This is a genomic window from Asticcacaulis sp., assembly GCF_047605585.1.
Taxonomy (GTDB): domain Bacteria; phylum Pseudomonadota; class Alphaproteobacteria; order Caulobacterales; family Caulobacteraceae; genus Asticcacaulis.
In genome coordinates, this window is record NZ_JASGFK010000004.1 from 20,757 (window position 1) to 35,233 (window position 14,477).

Below are 14,477 nucleotides of genomic sequence, written 5' to 3' on the forward strand. Positions count from 1 at the left end.
ACGATGATCGCCAAAGCACTCGATATCGGCTTCATGCAACGGGTGCTGTTTGTCATCCTCGCCGTGGCGGCGGCCCTGTTGGTTTTCAAACTACTGGGCCTGTGGCTGCTGATCTTCGGCGCCATCGTCATTGCCACCGTGCTGCGGGCGCTTGCCGAGCCTCTGATCAAATACACCCCGCTCAACGATACCTTTGCCGTGCTGAGCGTGCTGGTTCTGGTACTCGCTTTTATTTCGGTGACTTTCACACTGTTCGGCTACGAACTGGTGCAACAGACGCATAATCTGACCGAACAGCTGCCGATGGCCTGGGCAGCCCTGCAGAATCGCCTGCAGGTGCTGGGACTGAACGACGAAGTGCAGAAGCAGATGCAAAGCCTGGGGCAGCAGGCCGGGGGCGTGGCTTCCAAGTTGCCAAGCATCGCCGGCAATATTTTTGGTGCCCTGGCCAATCTGCTGGTGGCCACCATTGCCGGCATCATATTGGCCATCAATCCCGGCAAATACCGTGACGGCGTGGTCTTCCTCTTTGCCGACGAACACAAGGAAAAGGTGCGTGATGCCATGAATGTGGCCGGCCACGCCCTGCGCCTGTGGTTTGTCGGCCAGTTCATCTCAATGGTGCTGGTCGGCACACTGACCGGCATCGGCCTGACCGCCCTCGGCGTGCCTTCGGCCCTGGCCCTGGGCATGGTGTCCGGTCTGGCGCAGTTTGTGCCGATCGTGGGGCCAGTGATCTCGGCCGCGCCGGGGCTGCTGCTGGCGGCAGTGCTGGGCTGGCAGAAACTGGTCTGGGCGCTGATTATTTATGTCGGCGTCTCGCAGATGGAGAGCAATTTCATCACGCCGATGGTCCAGCGCAGCATCGCCTCGATCCCGGTGATCGTGACCCTGTTTGCCGTCATCGGCTTTGCCGGCCTGCTGGGGGCGATGGGCGTGTTGTTCGCCATGCCGCTGACGGTGATCATCTACACCCTGTTACGCCGGCTCTACACCGGCGAGGATGTGACGAAGGAAAAGGGAGAGAAGCCGTTCAAAGGCATGCTCAAGCCGAAGGCGGATAAAGCTTCGTGACAGCCTGACTGCGATGGTCTAAAGCCGAATCCCACTTCTATTTCTGACTGCGAACGATCATGACTCTGCAATCCCGCCGCCCGACACCCTTCGATCTCGGCCCCGTTCATTTTGTCGGCATCGGCGGCATCGGCATGAGCGGCATCGCCGAAATCATGATCAAGATCGGCTACAAGGTGCAGGGCTCGGATGCCAAGGCCTCGGCCAATACCGAACGCCTGCAGAAGCTGGGGGCGGAGATCTTCATCGGCCACGAGGCGGCGCACGTCTCGGAAGGGGTCTGCGCGCTGGTCTATTCGACCGCGGTGAAGCAGGACAACCCGGAAATGATCGAGGCGCGCCGCCGCCGCATCCCGCTGGTGCGCCGCGCCGAGATGCTGGCCGAACTGATGCGCCTGCAGTTCTCCATCGCGGTCGGCGGCACGCATGGCAAGACGACGACCACCTCCATGGTGGCGGCCCTGCTCGATGCTGGCGGGCTCGACCCGACCGTGGTCAATGGCGGCATCATCAATAACTACGGCACCAATGCCAAGGTCGGCGACGGTGACTGGATCGTGGTCGAGGCCGATGAATCCGATGGCTCTTTCCTGCGCCTGAAATCGACCCTGGCCATCGTCACCAATATCGACGCCGAGCACCTCGATCACTGGGGCGATTTCGACGCGGTGAAAAAGGGCTTCTGCGACTTCATCGAGAACATTCCCTTCTACGGTTTCGCCGCCGTCTGCATCGACCATCCCGAAGTGCAGGCCCTGGCCGCGCGCATCGATAACCGCCGCCTGATCCCTTATGGCGTCAGCCCGCAGGCCGAGGTGCGCTGCGCCAATATCGAATTTGGCCCGGAAGGCGCGACCTTCGATGTCGTCTTCTCGCCTTTGGGTATTGAGCCCTTTACCTGGGCCGGACTGAAACTGCCGATGACCGGCAATCACAATGTCTCCAATGCCACCGCGGCCATCGCCATTGCCCGCGAACTGGGCATCGGTGAGGACGCCATCCGCAAGGGCCTGGCCGGTTTCGGCGGGGTCAAGCGCCGCTTCACGACCACCGGCGTGGTCGACGGCATCCGCGTGATCGACGATTACGGCCACCATCCGGTCGAGATCGCCGCGGTGCTCAAGGCCGCGCGTCAGGTGACCACGGGACGCGTCATCGCCGTGGTCCAGCCGCACCGCTATACCCGCCTGCGCGACCTGATGAACGAGTTTTCCTCGTGCTTCCATGACGCCGATATGGTGATTGTGGCCGATGTCTATTCGGCGGGCGAACAGCCGATCGAGGGCGTCGACAAGGCGCATCTGGTCGAAGGCCTGCACCGTTTCGGCCATCGCAATGCCGTGGCGCTCGATGCGCCGGCGCATCTGGCGGGTCTCGTAGCGGCGGAAGCAAAACCGGGCGATATCGTCGTCCTGCTCGGCGCTGGCGATATCACCCAGTGGGCCTATGCGCTGCCGGGGCAGCTTGAGGCGCTGAAGGACTGTTAATGCCACTAACTGCATTGCTTCAGGAATTAGCTCTAAGGGCGTATGAAATTGATGCGCCTGAAAGCCTGATACCTTTAGCTTTCGATAATAATCAGTATGACTGCCTGTGGGTTGAGGCTGACCATCAAGTCTTTAGGTACATGTACCGAGAGCGGGATAATACTGAAATCCTCATAGAAACACGTAGCTTGGATGCAGTCCTAGAACGCATTTTTTCGGATATTACCCGAGCAATGGCTATCAGATTTGAGAGTGAACATCGAATTGAAGGGCAGGACTCGCGGCGTCAGTGGTTTCTTTTGCAAGAAAACCTTATGCGTCAATTGAAGGCGGAGTGGGGTGACAATGAAGCAAACCGTCACGCCAAAACTCTGATAATAGCTCCGTTTGTGGACAAAATAACATGACCCACGATTCCCACGCCTGGATCGCCGACCTGCCGCCGGTACGCGGCAAGATGATGACCCGTGCCGCCTTGGCGCCTTTTACCTGGTTTCGTGTCGGCGGACCGGCCGATGTCGTTTTTCTGCCTGAAGACCCGGCTGATCTCTGTGAGTTCCTCAAGAACCTCGATCCCGGCATTCCGGTCCTGACCATTGGCGTTGGCTCAAACCTGCTGGTGCGCGATGGCGGCATCGATGGCGTGGTCATCCGTCTGGGCCGCAACTTCGCCGATGTCACCCCGCGTGGCGATAATCGCATCGAAGCCGGGGCGGCGGCGCTGGATGCCAACGTCGCCAAGGTGGCGGCGCAAAATGGCATTGCCGGTCTGGAATTCTATCGCGGCGTGCCGGGCACCATTGGCGGGGCCCTGACCATGAATGCCGGCTGTTATGGCGCTGAAACCAAGGATGTGCTGGTCGAGGCCTATGCCATTACCCGTGCTGGTGAACGCATTACCATTTCGAATGCCGATATGGGTTTCCGCTATCGCCATTCGGAACCGGAAGGCGTGATCTATACTGGTGCTCTGTTCCAGGGCACGCCGGACGATGCGGCGGCGGTTACCGAGCGCATGGAAGCCATCACCGCCCGCCGCGAGCAGACCCAGCCGATCCGTGAAAAGACCGGCGGCTCGACGTTCAAAAACCCCGAGGGCAAGTCGGCCTGGCAATGCGTCGATGAGGCGGGCTGGCGCGGTAAGTTGTTTGGTGCGGCCAAGTTCTCGGAACTGCATTCCAATTTCATGATCAATACCGGCGACGCCACAGCGGCCGAACTGGAAGGCCTGGGCGAGGCCGTCCGCGCTGACGTTATGACCAAGCTGGGCATCGATCTACATTGGGAAATCAAGCGGATCGGCAAGCCGGCATAGGGGGCAGGTATGATGCTTCTCGACCGTACTACCGCCAAAGCCCCGCTGATCATGGGCATCGTCAATGTGACGCCCGACAGCTTTTCCGATGGCGGCGCCTATGATGCCCTGGCCCAGGCCCGGCGGCTGATCGCCGAAGGGGCCGATGTGCTCGATATCGGTGGGGAATCGACCCGGCCGGGCGCGGAGTCGGTCAGCGCCGGAGCGGAGATCGCCCGCGTGGTGCCCGTCATTGCCGCCATCGCCGCCGAGTGGCCGGGCGCCATCAGCATCGATACCCTGAAGCCGAATGTCGCGCGTGCTGCCTTTGAGGCCGGTGCGACTATCTGGAACGATGTCACGGCCCTCTCGCATACGCCGGAAAGCCTGGACGTGGCAGCGGATTTGGGCGGCGATGTGATCCTGATGCACATGCAGGGCGAACCGCGCACCATGCAGTCAGCGCCGCGGTATGACGATGTGGTGGCTGAAGTGGAGTCATATCTGCTGCAACGGGCTGTATCCGCCGTCCTGGCCGGTGTGGCGCGCGAGCGCATCTGGCTCGATCCCGGCATCGGTTTCGGCAAGACGCTCGACCATAACCTGGCCCTGATCCGCGCGACCGACCGGCTGGCGTCGCATGGCTTTCCGTTGCTGATGGCGGCCTCGCGCAAGCGCTTTATCGCCGCGCTGGAGGAGCGGGAAGGGGGCCTGCCTTCCGGCGCAGGCGAGCGTATCGGCGGCACCCTGGCGGTGCATTTGCACGCCATTGCGAGCGGCGCTAAAATGGTGCGGGTCCATGATGTGCTTGCCATGAGGCAGGCCTTGCGGGTATGGAGCGCGCTCCAAGGACATCTCTGACGCACTTTTTAGTCCGAAAAGTGCGTGACACTTTTCGGAAAGTGCTCAAACTGTGAGCTATCGCACGCGCGCCATCATCTATCTGATCCTGCTGCCGATCTGCCTGATCGGTGCGCTGGGCGATACCGCGCCGCTGGCCTTCTCCTTCGCCTTTCTCGGCATTGCTATCTCTCAGTTCTTCTTCCTGTGCCCGCGTTGCGGCAAGCACGTCGATACCAAGGGCGCCGACCGCGGCAACTTCTTCTACGGGGTGTTCGAGCCGCACGAGACGAACTGCCCGCGCTGCGGCCGCACGCGTGAGAATGTCTGGCCGCTGCAATATGTGGTCAGGCGAGAGCCGTGGGACGGCATCCGCCACGATGATCATTAGAGCGTTTTCCGATCTGGTTGTATCAGATCGGCGCTCTAATTCTTTGCTTTGACGCACTTTTCGGAAAGTGCTCTAGGAACGATTGCGCAGCTTCTGCACCAGCATCAGACCGGCGATGGCGATAAACAGCCCGCCGCAGATCAGCAAGAACGGATCGTGGAGCATCTTGTCGATCATGGCCGGTGAATATCGAAAGCGCCCAGGAAGGCCGGGTCTTCGATCACCGAGCCGCAGCTGAGCTGGTAACGGCCAGGACCAAGCATATTGAAGGCGGCAGGCACCAGCGGCAGGCAGAGTTCCTGCCCGGATTTCTTGCCGACCAGCGACAGCACGAAGCCTTCGGAACGATTGGCGCGCACCAGCCGTCCAGCCAGGATTTCAAAACTGATCATCTCGTCATTGGCGTCGATCTGGTTGAGGCGCACCAGGATCAGGGTCCCCCGCATGGCACGCAAGATGGGATGGCGCCTGTCGGCAAAGGCCTCCGGGTCCAGTTCCGTCCATTTATCAGAATCGCCTGCCTTACGGGTCACTGGACCTCTTCCGCATCGGGGAAGGCCTCGACAAAGGCAAAGCGCGGCACGGAGCCTTTTTCGGTCATGACCGTTTCGGTGAACATGGACAGCGGCCGCACCCACAGGCGCGCCTCACCGGCGGTCTGGCCGATAGGCGCATAAAGCACCAGATCTTCCTCGGTTTCCGAATGGGTGACGGTGCCGAAGACGCGGTAAAGCTTGTTCTTGTAATGGCGATAAGTGCCGCGCGGCAGGGCGCTTTTGTAAAACGAGGTTGTCAGGGGCATCCACCCCTCCTATTTGAGAGTTCAAGCACCACTTGGTTCGCCGTATTTAGCGGCGGCGGCCAATCGTCCTAAATGTGGCGCCCTTACCGGCTGAAGAATCGGCCGGAAGTTCATCTCCTCTATGAGCCTATTCGGCGGTCAAGGAAAGTCCATGCAGCGTGTTCTTATCATTGCCGGTTCCGATTCTTCGGGTGGCGCCGGCATTCAGGCCGATATCAAGACGGTGACCTGCCTGGGCGGGTATGCCATGACCGCGATCACCGCACTGACGGTACAGAATACGCTTGGCGTTTCCGATGTCATGGCCGTGCCGCCGGATATCATTACCGCCCAGGCCCAGGCCTGCCTCGATGATATCGGCGCCGATGCCATCAAGACCGGCATGCTGGCCGATATTGCCGTCATGGAGGCGGTGTCGCTGGTGATCGAAGGCGCCCGGGTCTTTACGGTTATCGATCCGGTGATGGTGGCCAAGGGCGGGCATGCCCTGATGAATCATCATGCGGTCGATGCCATGAAGGCCCTGATGCTGCCCCTGGCCGATCTGCTGACGCCCAATGCGCCGGAAGCAGCGGCGCTGACCGGTCTCAAGGTCGAGACCGAGGACGACATGCGCAAGGCTGGTGAGGCCCTGCTGGCCATGGGCGCGAAAAATGTCCTGATCAAGGGCGGGCATATCGATACGCCCGATGTCGTCGACCTGCTGATCACGCGCCAGGGCGAACACCGCTTTACCTCCGAGCGCATCGATACCCGCCATACGCACGGCACCGGCTGTACGCTGGCCTCCGCCTGCGCGGCCCTGACGCGCGAAGCCCGACCGCTTGAAGAAACGGTCGGGCTGGCGCGCGATTATGTCGGCGGGGCGATCCTGAGCGCCCCCGGTCTGGGGGAAGGCCACGGACCGCTGCGGCATAACTGGCTGCTATAAGCGCCAAAGCGCAAGGCGTTTTGGCAAGGTGACTGCCCGTCGCGCATGTTTGCGTGCGCCTGCGCGGCCTCTGAACGCTTAGCGTCTGTTATTATCGTGCGACTGAACGCGAACCTTGCCGGACAGGGTGTCGAGCTTGGCGTTCAGGGTGTTGATCTCCGGCTGGCTCAGGCCGTGGCCGGACTTTTCGTACTGACGCTTCAGCGAAACGATGGCGTTCAGCGAAGTCGTCAGACGCTTGCCTTCGGCGCGGCTGATGCGGGCGGAACCCTTGCCTTCGGCGATACGTTCCCGAATGTCCTGAATGCGCGAATCGATCTTGCGGCCGGCTTCGACACCATAGGGCTGCTGGACGGCGCCGGCAGGGGCGTGACCTTGCGGGGCAGCCTGGGCAGGCAGGCTCATGGTGGTCAGGCCCGCGCTCATGACAATCATGGCGATCAGGGCTTTAGCTGTGGAGGCGGTTTTCATTGTCGTGTTCCTTTGGTTGAGTGCCTCGCTGGTTGTTCAGCGATGACTCCAATCTAGGCCCGTGAAGCTGAGGCCTTGCTGAACAATGCGTTTCAGACGGTATTCATGTAATGGCCTGATTTTGGCCCGATTTATGGTTGGGCTGGCTTAAAGCCTGGTTTTGTAAGGGGTGCCGAGGGCAGGATTGTGTCGCTGATGATATATGCATCTGAGATTGATCAATGACATTCAGGATGAAAAATAATTAATTTTCACAATAACTTATGCTCAGGCAGCCAAAAGGCGCAGAACCGGAGTCCTGCGCCTTGAGGGATGAGACGGAATTCAGCGTTTAGCCGCGACGATTGTTGAAATCGTGCTTTTCGAAGTGGATCTGGCCTTGCAGGCGATCGAGGCGGTTATCGATCAGGCTGACTTCCTGGGCGCTGAGGCCGCGACCGGAGCGTTCGAAGCTGCGCTTCTGCGAAGAGATCAGGTTCAGTTCCTTGTTGAGGCGGCGGCCTTCGCGCGGGCTGAGCTGGCCGGTGCGGCGGCCCTGGTCGATGCGGGCATCGAGCGTGGCAATGCGGCTGTTCAGTTGTGCCGAGGCATGGCCGGGGCCGCGATGATCGACAACGGCGACGACATGCGCCGGACGGGCGCTGGCAATGGCAGGGGCCGACAGGCTGGTCAGGGCGGCGGCGGAAGCGGCCAGGATAATCAGGGTCTTTTTCATCGTCTTTCTCCTTGTTGTGTTTTCGCTGTTTGGCAGCGATGGGCCTATATAAACACGCGCCCCCTGAGCCCGACCTGAACGGCGCGGTTCATCTTCGGTTCATGGCTTCGAAAAATATCATTTTAAATCAAATGGATAATTTTCGACGTGTCGACGATGTTAAAACGGGCGAGAAAAAAATGCGATTTTGTTCGGTCGCGCGCATTATCAGCCGCCAGTAACCGCCGGTGATGAAAAAAGGCTTGCCCTGGCAAGGCCGAAAGCGCAAAGAGCGGGGGAAATTCGCCGCATCCGAGGGGCTCCGCATGTCTTCGTTTTCCGCCAACAAACCCGCACGCGCACCGGAACGCCCCTGGTTTTCCTCGGGTCCGACCTCCAAGCGCCCGGGCTGGAGCGTGCAGGCCCTGACCAGCGCGCCGGTGGGCCGCTCGAACCGCTCCAAGGTGACGGTCGGGCGCCTCAACCAGGCGATCGACCTGACGCGTTCGATCCTGCAGATCCCGACGGACTATCAGGTGCTGGTCATGCCGGCCTCTGACACCGGCGCCTTCGAGGCGGCCATGTGGAACCTGCTGGGCCAGCGCAAGGTGCAGCTTCTGGCCTTTGAAAGCTTTGGCCAGCTGTGGGCCGATGACGCGGTCAGCCATCTGAAGCTCGATTGCGAGGTGCTTTCGGCGCCCTATGGTCAGTTGCCGGACCTGTCGAGGATCGATCCGCAAGCCGATCTGGTTTTCCCATGGAACGGTACCACCTCCGGCGTGCGCGTGCCCAATTCGGATTTCCTTGATGGTCACGAGGGGCTGGTCCTGTGCGACGCCACGTCAGCGGCCTTCTGCATGGAGCTGCCCTGGCAAAAGCTCGATGTCGCCACCTTCTCCTTCCAGAAGGCGCTGGGCGGCGAGGCCGGTTTCGGCGTGCTGGTGCTGTCGCCCAAGGCCATCGAACGCCTGAACAGCTGGGAATCGGGCCGTCCGATCCCCAAGGTGCTGCGCCTGAAGGCCAAAGGTGCCGCCGATATGAAGGTTATCGGTGGGGACGCCATCAACACCTATTCCTTCCTGGTGATCGAAGACTATCTCGATGCCCTGCGCTGGGCCTCGCTGGAAGGCGGGCTGGAAGGCCTGATCAATCGCTGCAATCACAATTTCTCGGTTCTGCGCGAATGGGTCGAGGCCACCTCATGGATAGACTTCGTTGCCGAAGCGACGGATACGCGCTCCACGACCTCGGTGTGCCTGAAGTTCGTCGATCCGCTGGTGCAGTCGCAACCGGCCGAGGTGCAGGCGAAACTGGCGGCCAAGATGGCCTCTCTGCTGGAGATCGAGGGCGTGGCCTTCGATATCAATGGCTATCGCGCCGCGCCACCGGGCCTGCGCATCTGGTGCGGCTGCACGGTCGAGGCGGACGATATCGATTCGCTGCTGCCGTGGCTGGAATGGGCCTATGCCGAGGCATTGCAAAGCGTATTGGCAGCGGCCTAGCCTCCTGCAAGGAGATCACGGAAAGGCACTGAAGAAGGCGGAACTACACCGAATTCTTTGTGTGATATCTTTTACGTGAAGCGCCTTCCTGACGCGTTTATATCGGCACGCGCAAATGAAAGCCCTTCCAGCAGGATAGATTTTTTATCCTGTTTCAGTGTCTTTCCGTGATCTTCTTCCATACTTAAGCCGGCATTAGCGATCAGGCAAAATTAGAGGGTTACAAGCCCTGATTCATCCTCTATAGGGTGCCACCGGCTAATACGCGCTTGGCTCAGACCCGCGCGGCAATATTCTGTGACCGGAGCAATCATCTTGGCAAACGTAACCGTAATTGGCGCTCAGTGGGGCGACGAAGGCAAGGGCAAGCTTGTTGACTGGCTGTCCAATCGCGCCGATGTCGTCGTGCGCTTTCAGGGCGGGCATAATGCGGGCCACACGCTCGTGGTCGATGGCAAGGTCTACAAGCTGTCGCTGTTGCCCTCCGGCGTCGTTCAGGGCAAGCTGTCCATCGTCGGCAATGGCGTGGTCATCGATCCGTGGGCGCTGTTCGATGAAATCGCCCGCGTCGAGGCCCTGGGCCTCAGCATCACGCCGGACCTGCTGGTCATCGCCGACAATGCCTGCCTGATCCTGCCGATTCACTCGGAACTCGATATCGCCCGCGAAGCCGCCGCCGGTGCCGGCAAGATCGGCACCACTGGCCGCGGCATCGGTCCGGCCTATGAGGACAAGGTCGGCCGCCGCGCCATCCGCGTCGCCGACCTGGCCGATCTCGATGCGCTGGACGCCAAGATCGAACGCCTGCTGGCCCACCACAACGCACTGCGCGCCGGCCTGGGCCTCGATCCGGTCGATGTGGCCGCGCTCACTGAAAAGCTGAAGGCCGTGGCGCCGCGCCTGCTGCCCTTCATCAAGCCGGTCTGGTATGTGCTGGACAAGGCCAAGAGCGAGGGCAAGCGCATCCTGTTCGAAGGCGCGCAGGGCGCCCTGCTCGATATCGATCACGGCACCTATCCGTTCGTCACCTCGTCCAACACGGTCGCCGGCCAGGCCGCAGCAGGTTCCGGCATGGGACCGAAGAGCGTGGGCTACGTGCTGGGCATTCTGAAGGCCTATACCACCCGCGTCGGTTCCGGCCCGTTCCCGACCGAGTTGTTCGACGAGATCGGCCAGGGCATCGCTACGCGCGGCCATGAGTTCGGTACCGTTACCGGCCGCGCCCGCCGCGTTGGCTGGCTGGATGCCGTGCTGGCGCGCCAGTCGATCGCCATCAACGGCATCGACGGCATCGCCCTGACCAAGCTCGACATCCTTGATGGCATCGAGACCATCAAGGTCTGTGTTGGCTACAAGGTCGGTGACAAGGTGCTCGATTATCTGCCGGCCAGCTTCAAGGACCAGCAGGGCATCGAGCCGGTCTATGAGGAGATGGAAGGCTGGAGCGAAAGCACGCAAGGCGCGCGTTCGTGGAAGGACCTGCCGGGCAATGCTGTGAAATATGTCCGCCGCATCGAGGAACTGATCGGCGCGCCGGTGGCCCTGCTGTCGACCTCACCTGAACGCGAAGATACGATTCTGATGCGGGACCCGTTCCAGGACTAGGTATTCGCATACATTTCTTTTGCGAACGTGCCGTAATTTTGCAGCGCGGAATAAAATCTATTTTTACGAATGACGTGTAAGCTCTCTGCAATAAATCATTTGCGGAGAATCCGTTCTTGTTTTCGCTCGACCCCAAGCTGGAGGCCAAACTCAAGCCGCACCTTAAACGGGTGATGGTCATTGAGAGCAATCCGGCCTATGCGCGCATCCTAATGGATATGCTGCGAGTGCTGGGCGCCGAGCGGGTTCAGGTCGAGACCGATGACCGCCGCGCCATGATGATCTGCGAGGATTTCGACCCCCAGATCATCTTCTGCGATCTAAAGGGCGCCCAGGTCGAAGGGGCGAATTTTGTCAGCGGCCTGCGCCGGTCGGATCTCAAGTGCCGCAAGATTCCCGTGATCATGATGGCCGCCAACGAAGAGCCCGATACGCTGAAGGCGGCGCGTGACTGCGGCAGCGACGAAATCATGAAGAAGCCGTTCGCCTCGGGTGATCTGCTCAAGCGGCTCGATCACGTGGTTTCCAAGTCGCGCCCGTGGATCGAGGCGGTGATGTATGTCGGCCCCGATCGCCGGCGCTTCAATTCCGGCCTCGGCGGGGCGGCATCTCGGCCGCCGGAAAACATGTCGGATGGCATGAAGAAGCTGGAGCAGAGCGTGCGCATCCTGCGCGCCGCCGCCGATCAGTTCGAAACCGACCGCAAGCAGGCCAAGCGTGCCATCACGGCTCAGCTGGAAGTGCTGGTGCCGGCGTGCAAGGCGATCACCGATCCCAAGTTCAAGGCGGCTGTGAGTGAAATCTTCGCGGCCTACAAGTCCGGCAACATGTCCGGTCAGATGCTCAAGGAACCCGTGGCATCTCTGGCCAAGATGTTCCGTATCGACGATGCGGCTAAAAAAGAAAACGCGGCCTGATCGCTCGGGCCGCGTTCTTTAAATCAGCTAATTGAATAGCTTAGACTGAAACCGGCGTCGCTGCTTGCGAAGCCGCGACCATAGCCTTTTGCAGCTTCTCGAAGGCACGGACCTCGATTTGGCGGACGCGTTCGCGCGACACGCCAAAGCGCTCGGCCAGCTCTTCCAGGGTGGTCGGGCTGTCCTTCAGGCGGCGTTCCGTCAGGATTTCCTTTTCACGGTCGTTCAACTCGCCCATGGCGGTCTGGAGCAGGTCCATGCGCTGGCCGTATTCTTCGTTATCGGCCAGAACGGTTTCCTGGGATTGCTGCGTGTCATCCACCAGCCAGTCCTGCCATTCCGACTCGCCTTCCGAAGCGCGCAGCGGCGCGTTCAGCGACGAATCGGCCGAGGACATGCGGCGGTTCATGCTGATGACATCAGCTTCGGGCACACCGAGCTTGGTGGCGATCTGCTCTACCTGATCCTGGCGCAGGTCGCCATCTTCCAGGGCGGAGATTTCCGACTTCACCTTGCGCAGGTTGAAGAACAGCTTCTTCTGGGCGGCGGTGGTGCCCATCTTGACCAGCGACCACGAGCGCAGGACATATTCCTGGATCGAGGCCTTAATCCACCACATGGCATAGGTGGCCAGGCGGAAGCCGCGATCGGGGTCGAACTTCTTGACCGCCTGCATCAGGCCGACATTACCTTCGGAAATGACTTCACCGACCGGCAGGCCATAACCGCGATAACCCATGGCGATTTTGGCGACGAGGCGCAGGTGCGAGGTGACGAGGCGATGGGCGGCCTTGGGATCCTGGTGTTCCTGCCAGCGCTTGGCCAGCATGAATTCCTCGTCCTTGGCCAGCATCGGGAACTTGCGGATTTCAGACAGATACCGGTTCAGGCCGCCGTCCGGCGTCAGGGCCGGCAGGGTGCCTTCGCGCGTCGAGAGGTTCGAGGAGGACGTCAGGGCAAGGGAATTGCTCATCTGTTTATCGCTTTCTGGCCGGGGATCTGACGAAAGATCAGAATAGGAAGAGTTATCGGGCATGAGGACCAGCGCCTTGTCAGTGAGGGGGAAGCACAGACTGGCGCACAGGGTATCCACCCCCATGCCCGACAACTGCACTTAAATTTAGGAAGCCATTCCGCGAATTAAAGAGCCTTAAACTGCGGAATCGCAAAAAATCTGGCGTCCTGATGCGAATTTATGGTCGGGATGTACCATATTCGGCGCTGTTACAGGATCACACTTAGGTGAGTGCGGTGCAATAGAAACCGCGTTGCGGTTTTCTATTGCCTCTTTGCCGCTCAGACGCCGCTGGGCTCCTCGCAACAGCTCGGGCGGGCGCTTGCCCTTGCCGGAGGCGCGGCATCCGGAAAATCAAGCATACATATCCGCCAGGGCGTCGGTCAGCGCCTGCATATCCTCGGGCAGGGGCGCCTTGAATTTCAGCTTCTCGCCGGTGATCGGGTGTACAAAGCCAAGCAGGCCGGCATGCAGCGCCTGGCGGGTGAAATTCAGTTCTTTGAGAATTTCCTGCACTTCCCGTGCCGGGGCGCCGGAACCATAGACCGGATCGCCCAGGCAGGGGCAGCCGAGGTGCGCCATATGGACCCTGATCTGGTGGGTGCGGCCGGTTTCCAGCCGGCAGGTCAGGAGGGCCGCCAGCGGTTTGTTATCGCCATAGACCTCTTCCAGCCGGTAGTGGGTGATGGCCTCGCGCCCGCCGCCGCGCAATACGGCCATCTTCTTGCGGTCATGGTGCGAACGGCCCAGGCGCGTGGTCACCGTGCCGGACATGTAGCGCGGGGCGCCGCGCACGAGGGCCTTGTATTCGCGGTCGATATCGTGGCGCGAGAAGAGATCACTCAGTCCGCGATGCGCTGCGTCTGACTTGGCGGCGACCAGAACACCTGAGGTATCCTTGTCCAGCCGGTGCACGATGCCGGGGCGCAATACGCCGCCGATGCCTGAGAGCGTATCGCCGCAATGGAACAGCAGGGCATTGACCAGGGTGCCGTCCGGCGTGCCGGGCGCCGGATGGGCGGCCATGCCGGCGGGCTTGTTGACCACGATCAGATGGGCGTCTTCATAGAGGATATCGAGCGGGATATCCTGCGGCTGCGGGTTGGCGGCCACCGGTGCTGGGATGCTGAGGGTATAGGTGCCGGCGCGAGCCTTGTGCTTGCCGTCGCTGATGACATGGCCATCCAGGCTCAGTCGGCCTTCGGCGATCAGGGCCTGCAGGCGGGCGCGCGACAGGTCGGGGAAATGGCCGGTCAGGACGCGGTCGAGACGATCGCCCAGTTCCGTGGCATCTATCTCGGCCGTCAGTATTTGCGCCTCGCCGTCGCCATCGGGCGCGTCATCGGGCAGGAAGTCGTCATCATCCAGGGTATCGGCAGCGGTCATGCGCAGGGCCATAACACCGGACAGCCGGCACGCCTAATAAAAAACCTCCGCAAGGCTTGCCCTGCGGA

16 protein-coding genes are annotated in these 14,477 nt (G+C 60.9%); 10 read left to right on the plus strand and 6 right to left on the minus strand.

The genetic code is table 11. From position 1 onward, the window contains the following. Positions 1-3: 3 nt before the first annotated feature. Genes QM647_RS12020 through QM647_RS12045 form a run of 6 tightly spaced genes read left to right on the plus strand, consistent with a single transcriptional unit; the run spans position 4 to position 5,086 of the window. Positions 4-1,074 carry an AI-2E family transporter gene (locus QM647_RS12020; RefSeq protein ID WP_414995763.1) on the plus strand — a complete coding sequence of 357 codons (1,071 nt, stop codon included), beginning with the start codon at positions 4-6 and terminating at the stop codon, positions 1,072-1,074. Positions 1,075-1,133: 59 nt separating this feature from the next. Then, positions 1,134-2,561, plus strand: coding sequence for a UDP-N-acetylmuramate--L-alanine ligase (murC, locus tag QM647_RS12025; protein ID WP_414995764.1), 1,428 nt, complete (start codon positions 1,134-1,136; stop codon positions 2,559-2,561). Further along, entirely contained in the window at positions 2,561-2,968 is a 408-nt protein-coding gene (locus tag QM647_RS12030) for an Imm63 family immunity protein (RefSeq protein WP_414995765.1), read from the plus strand. The genes murC and QM647_RS12030 overlap by 1 nt, the downstream gene beginning before the upstream one ends. Beyond that, complete coding sequence (gene murB / locus QM647_RS12035; RefSeq protein ID WP_414995766.1) at positions 2,965-3,876, plus strand: UDP-N-acetylmuramate dehydrogenase; 912 nt, start codon at positions 2,965-2,967, stop codon at positions 3,874-3,876. The genes QM647_RS12030 and murB overlap by 4 nt, the downstream gene beginning before the upstream one ends. A gap of 9 nt (positions 3,877-3,885) precedes the next feature. Further along, a complete protein-coding gene (gene folP, locus QM647_RS12040; protein ID WP_414995767.1) occupies positions 3,886-4,716 on the plus strand; it encodes a dihydropteroate synthase in 831 nt (276 codons plus the stop codon). A gap of 52 nt (positions 4,717-4,768) precedes the next feature. Next, positions 4,769-5,086, plus strand: a complete 318-nt coding sequence (locus QM647_RS12045; protein WP_414995768.1) for a hypothetical protein — start codon at positions 4,769-4,771, stop codon at positions 5,084-5,086. A 173-nt stretch (positions 5,087-5,259) separates the two neighbouring features. Here the strand turns inward: QM647_RS12045 and QM647_RS12050 are convergent, their stop codons facing one another. Then, on the minus strand, positions 5,260-5,619 hold the full coding sequence (locus QM647_RS12050; protein ID WP_414995769.1) for a hypothetical protein: 360 nt from the start codon (positions 5,617-5,619) through the stop codon (positions 5,260-5,262). Next, positions 5,616-5,888 (minus strand): DUF1653 domain-containing protein, encoded by a 273-nt coding sequence (locus tag QM647_RS12055; protein ID WP_414995770.1) that lies wholly within the window; start codon positions 5,886-5,888, stop codon positions 5,616-5,618. The genes QM647_RS12050 and QM647_RS12055 overlap by 4 nt, the downstream gene beginning before the upstream one ends. Before the next feature lie 151 nt (positions 5,889-6,039). On the opposite strand from QM647_RS12055, the gene thiD reads away from it, so the two are divergent. Then, positions 6,040-6,819 (plus strand): bifunctional hydroxymethylpyrimidine kinase/phosphomethylpyrimidine kinase, encoded by a 780-nt coding sequence (gene thiD, locus QM647_RS12060; RefSeq protein WP_414995771.1) that lies wholly within the window; start codon positions 6,040-6,042, stop codon positions 6,817-6,819. Between the two features lie 78 nt (positions 6,820-6,897). Here the strand turns inward: thiD and QM647_RS12065 are convergent, their stop codons facing one another. Together QM647_RS12065 and QM647_RS12070 are read right to left on the minus strand one after the other, a co-directional pair. Then, positions 6,898-7,290, minus strand: coding sequence for a hypothetical protein (locus QM647_RS12065; protein ID WP_414995772.1), 393 nt, complete (start codon positions 7,288-7,290; stop codon positions 6,898-6,900). 331 nt (positions 7,291-7,621) lie between these two features. Further along, positions 7,622-8,005, minus strand: coding sequence for a hypothetical protein (locus tag QM647_RS12070; protein ID WP_414995773.1), 384 nt, complete (start codon positions 8,003-8,005; stop codon positions 7,622-7,624). A 305-nt stretch (positions 8,006-8,310) separates the two neighbouring features. On the opposite strand from QM647_RS12070, the gene QM647_RS12075 reads away from it, so the two are divergent. The 3 genes from QM647_RS12075 (at position 8,311) to QM647_RS12085 (ending at position 12,008) form a co-directional block, all read left to right on the plus strand. Beyond that, a complete protein-coding gene (locus tag QM647_RS12075) occupies positions 8,311-9,486 on the plus strand; it encodes a phosphoserine transaminase (RefSeq protein WP_414995774.1) in 1,176 nt (391 codons plus the stop codon). A gap of 315 nt (positions 9,487-9,801) precedes the next feature. Beyond that, the gene (locus QM647_RS12080; protein WP_414995775.1) at positions 9,802-11,091 is read left to right on the plus strand and encodes an adenylosuccinate synthase; all 1,290 of its coding nucleotides are present in this window, start codon (positions 9,802-9,804) and stop codon (positions 11,089-11,091) included. 116 nt (positions 11,092-11,207) lie between these two features. After that, the gene (locus tag QM647_RS12085; protein WP_414995776.1) at positions 11,208-12,008 is read left to right on the plus strand and encodes a response regulator; all 801 of its coding nucleotides are present in this window, start codon (positions 11,208-11,210) and stop codon (positions 12,006-12,008) included. A gap of 40 nt (positions 12,009-12,048) precedes the next feature. Here the strand turns inward: QM647_RS12085 and rpoH are convergent, their stop codons facing one another. Continuing rightward, a complete protein-coding gene (gene rpoH / locus QM647_RS12090) occupies positions 12,049-12,915 on the minus strand; it encodes an RNA polymerase sigma factor RpoH (protein ID WP_414995970.1) in 867 nt (288 codons plus the stop codon). A gap of 462 nt (positions 12,916-13,377) precedes the next feature. After that, positions 13,378-14,409: an RluA family pseudouridine synthase gene (locus QM647_RS12095; protein ID WP_414995777.1), complete on the minus strand. Its 1,032-nt coding sequence runs from the start codon at positions 14,407-14,409 to the stop codon at positions 13,378-13,380. Positions 14,410-14,477 lie beyond the last annotated feature (68 nt).

What these genes read in the sequence shown, in the direction of transcription:
- QM647_RS12070 (WP_414995773.1), bottom strand. Translation starts at nt 8,005, where the DNA reads ATGAAAAAGACCCTGATTATCCTGGCCGCTTCCGCCGCCGCCCTGACC.
- QM647_RS12055 (WP_414995770.1), bottom strand. Translation starts at nt 5,888, where the DNA reads ATGCCCCTGACAACCTCGTTTTACAAAAGCGCCCTGCCGCGCGGCACT.
- QM647_RS12095 (WP_414995777.1), bottom strand. Translation starts at nt 14,409, where the DNA reads ATGACCGCTGCCGATACCCTGGATGATGACGACTTCCTGCCCGATGAC.
- murB (WP_414995766.1), top strand. Translation starts at nt 2,965, where the DNA reads ATGACCCACGATTCCCACGCCTGGATCGCCGACCTGCCGCCGGTACGC.
- QM647_RS12030 (WP_414995765.1), top strand. Translation starts at nt 2,561, where the DNA reads ATGCCACTAACTGCATTGCTTCAGGAATTAGCTCTAAGGGCGTATGAA.
- QM647_RS12075 (WP_414995774.1), top strand. Translation starts at nt 8,311, where the DNA reads ATGTCTTCGTTTTCCGCCAACAAACCCGCACGCGCACCGGAACGCCCC.
- QM647_RS12065 (WP_414995772.1), bottom strand. Translation starts at nt 7,290, where the DNA reads ATGAAAACCGCCTCCACAGCTAAAGCCCTGATCGCCATGATTGTCATG.
- folP (WP_414995767.1), top strand. Translation starts at nt 3,886, where the DNA reads ATGATGCTTCTCGACCGTACTACCGCCAAAGCCCCGCTGATCATGGGC.
- murC (WP_414995764.1), top strand. Translation starts at nt 1,134, where the DNA reads ATGACTCTGCAATCCCGCCGCCCGACACCCTTCGATCTCGGCCCCGTT.
- QM647_RS12020 (WP_414995763.1), top strand. Translation starts at nt 4, where the DNA reads ATGATCGCCAAAGCACTCGATATCGGCTTCATGCAACGGGTGCTGTTT.
- thiD (WP_414995771.1), top strand. Translation starts at nt 6,040, where the DNA reads ATGCAGCGTGTTCTTATCATTGCCGGTTCCGATTCTTCGGGTGGCGCC.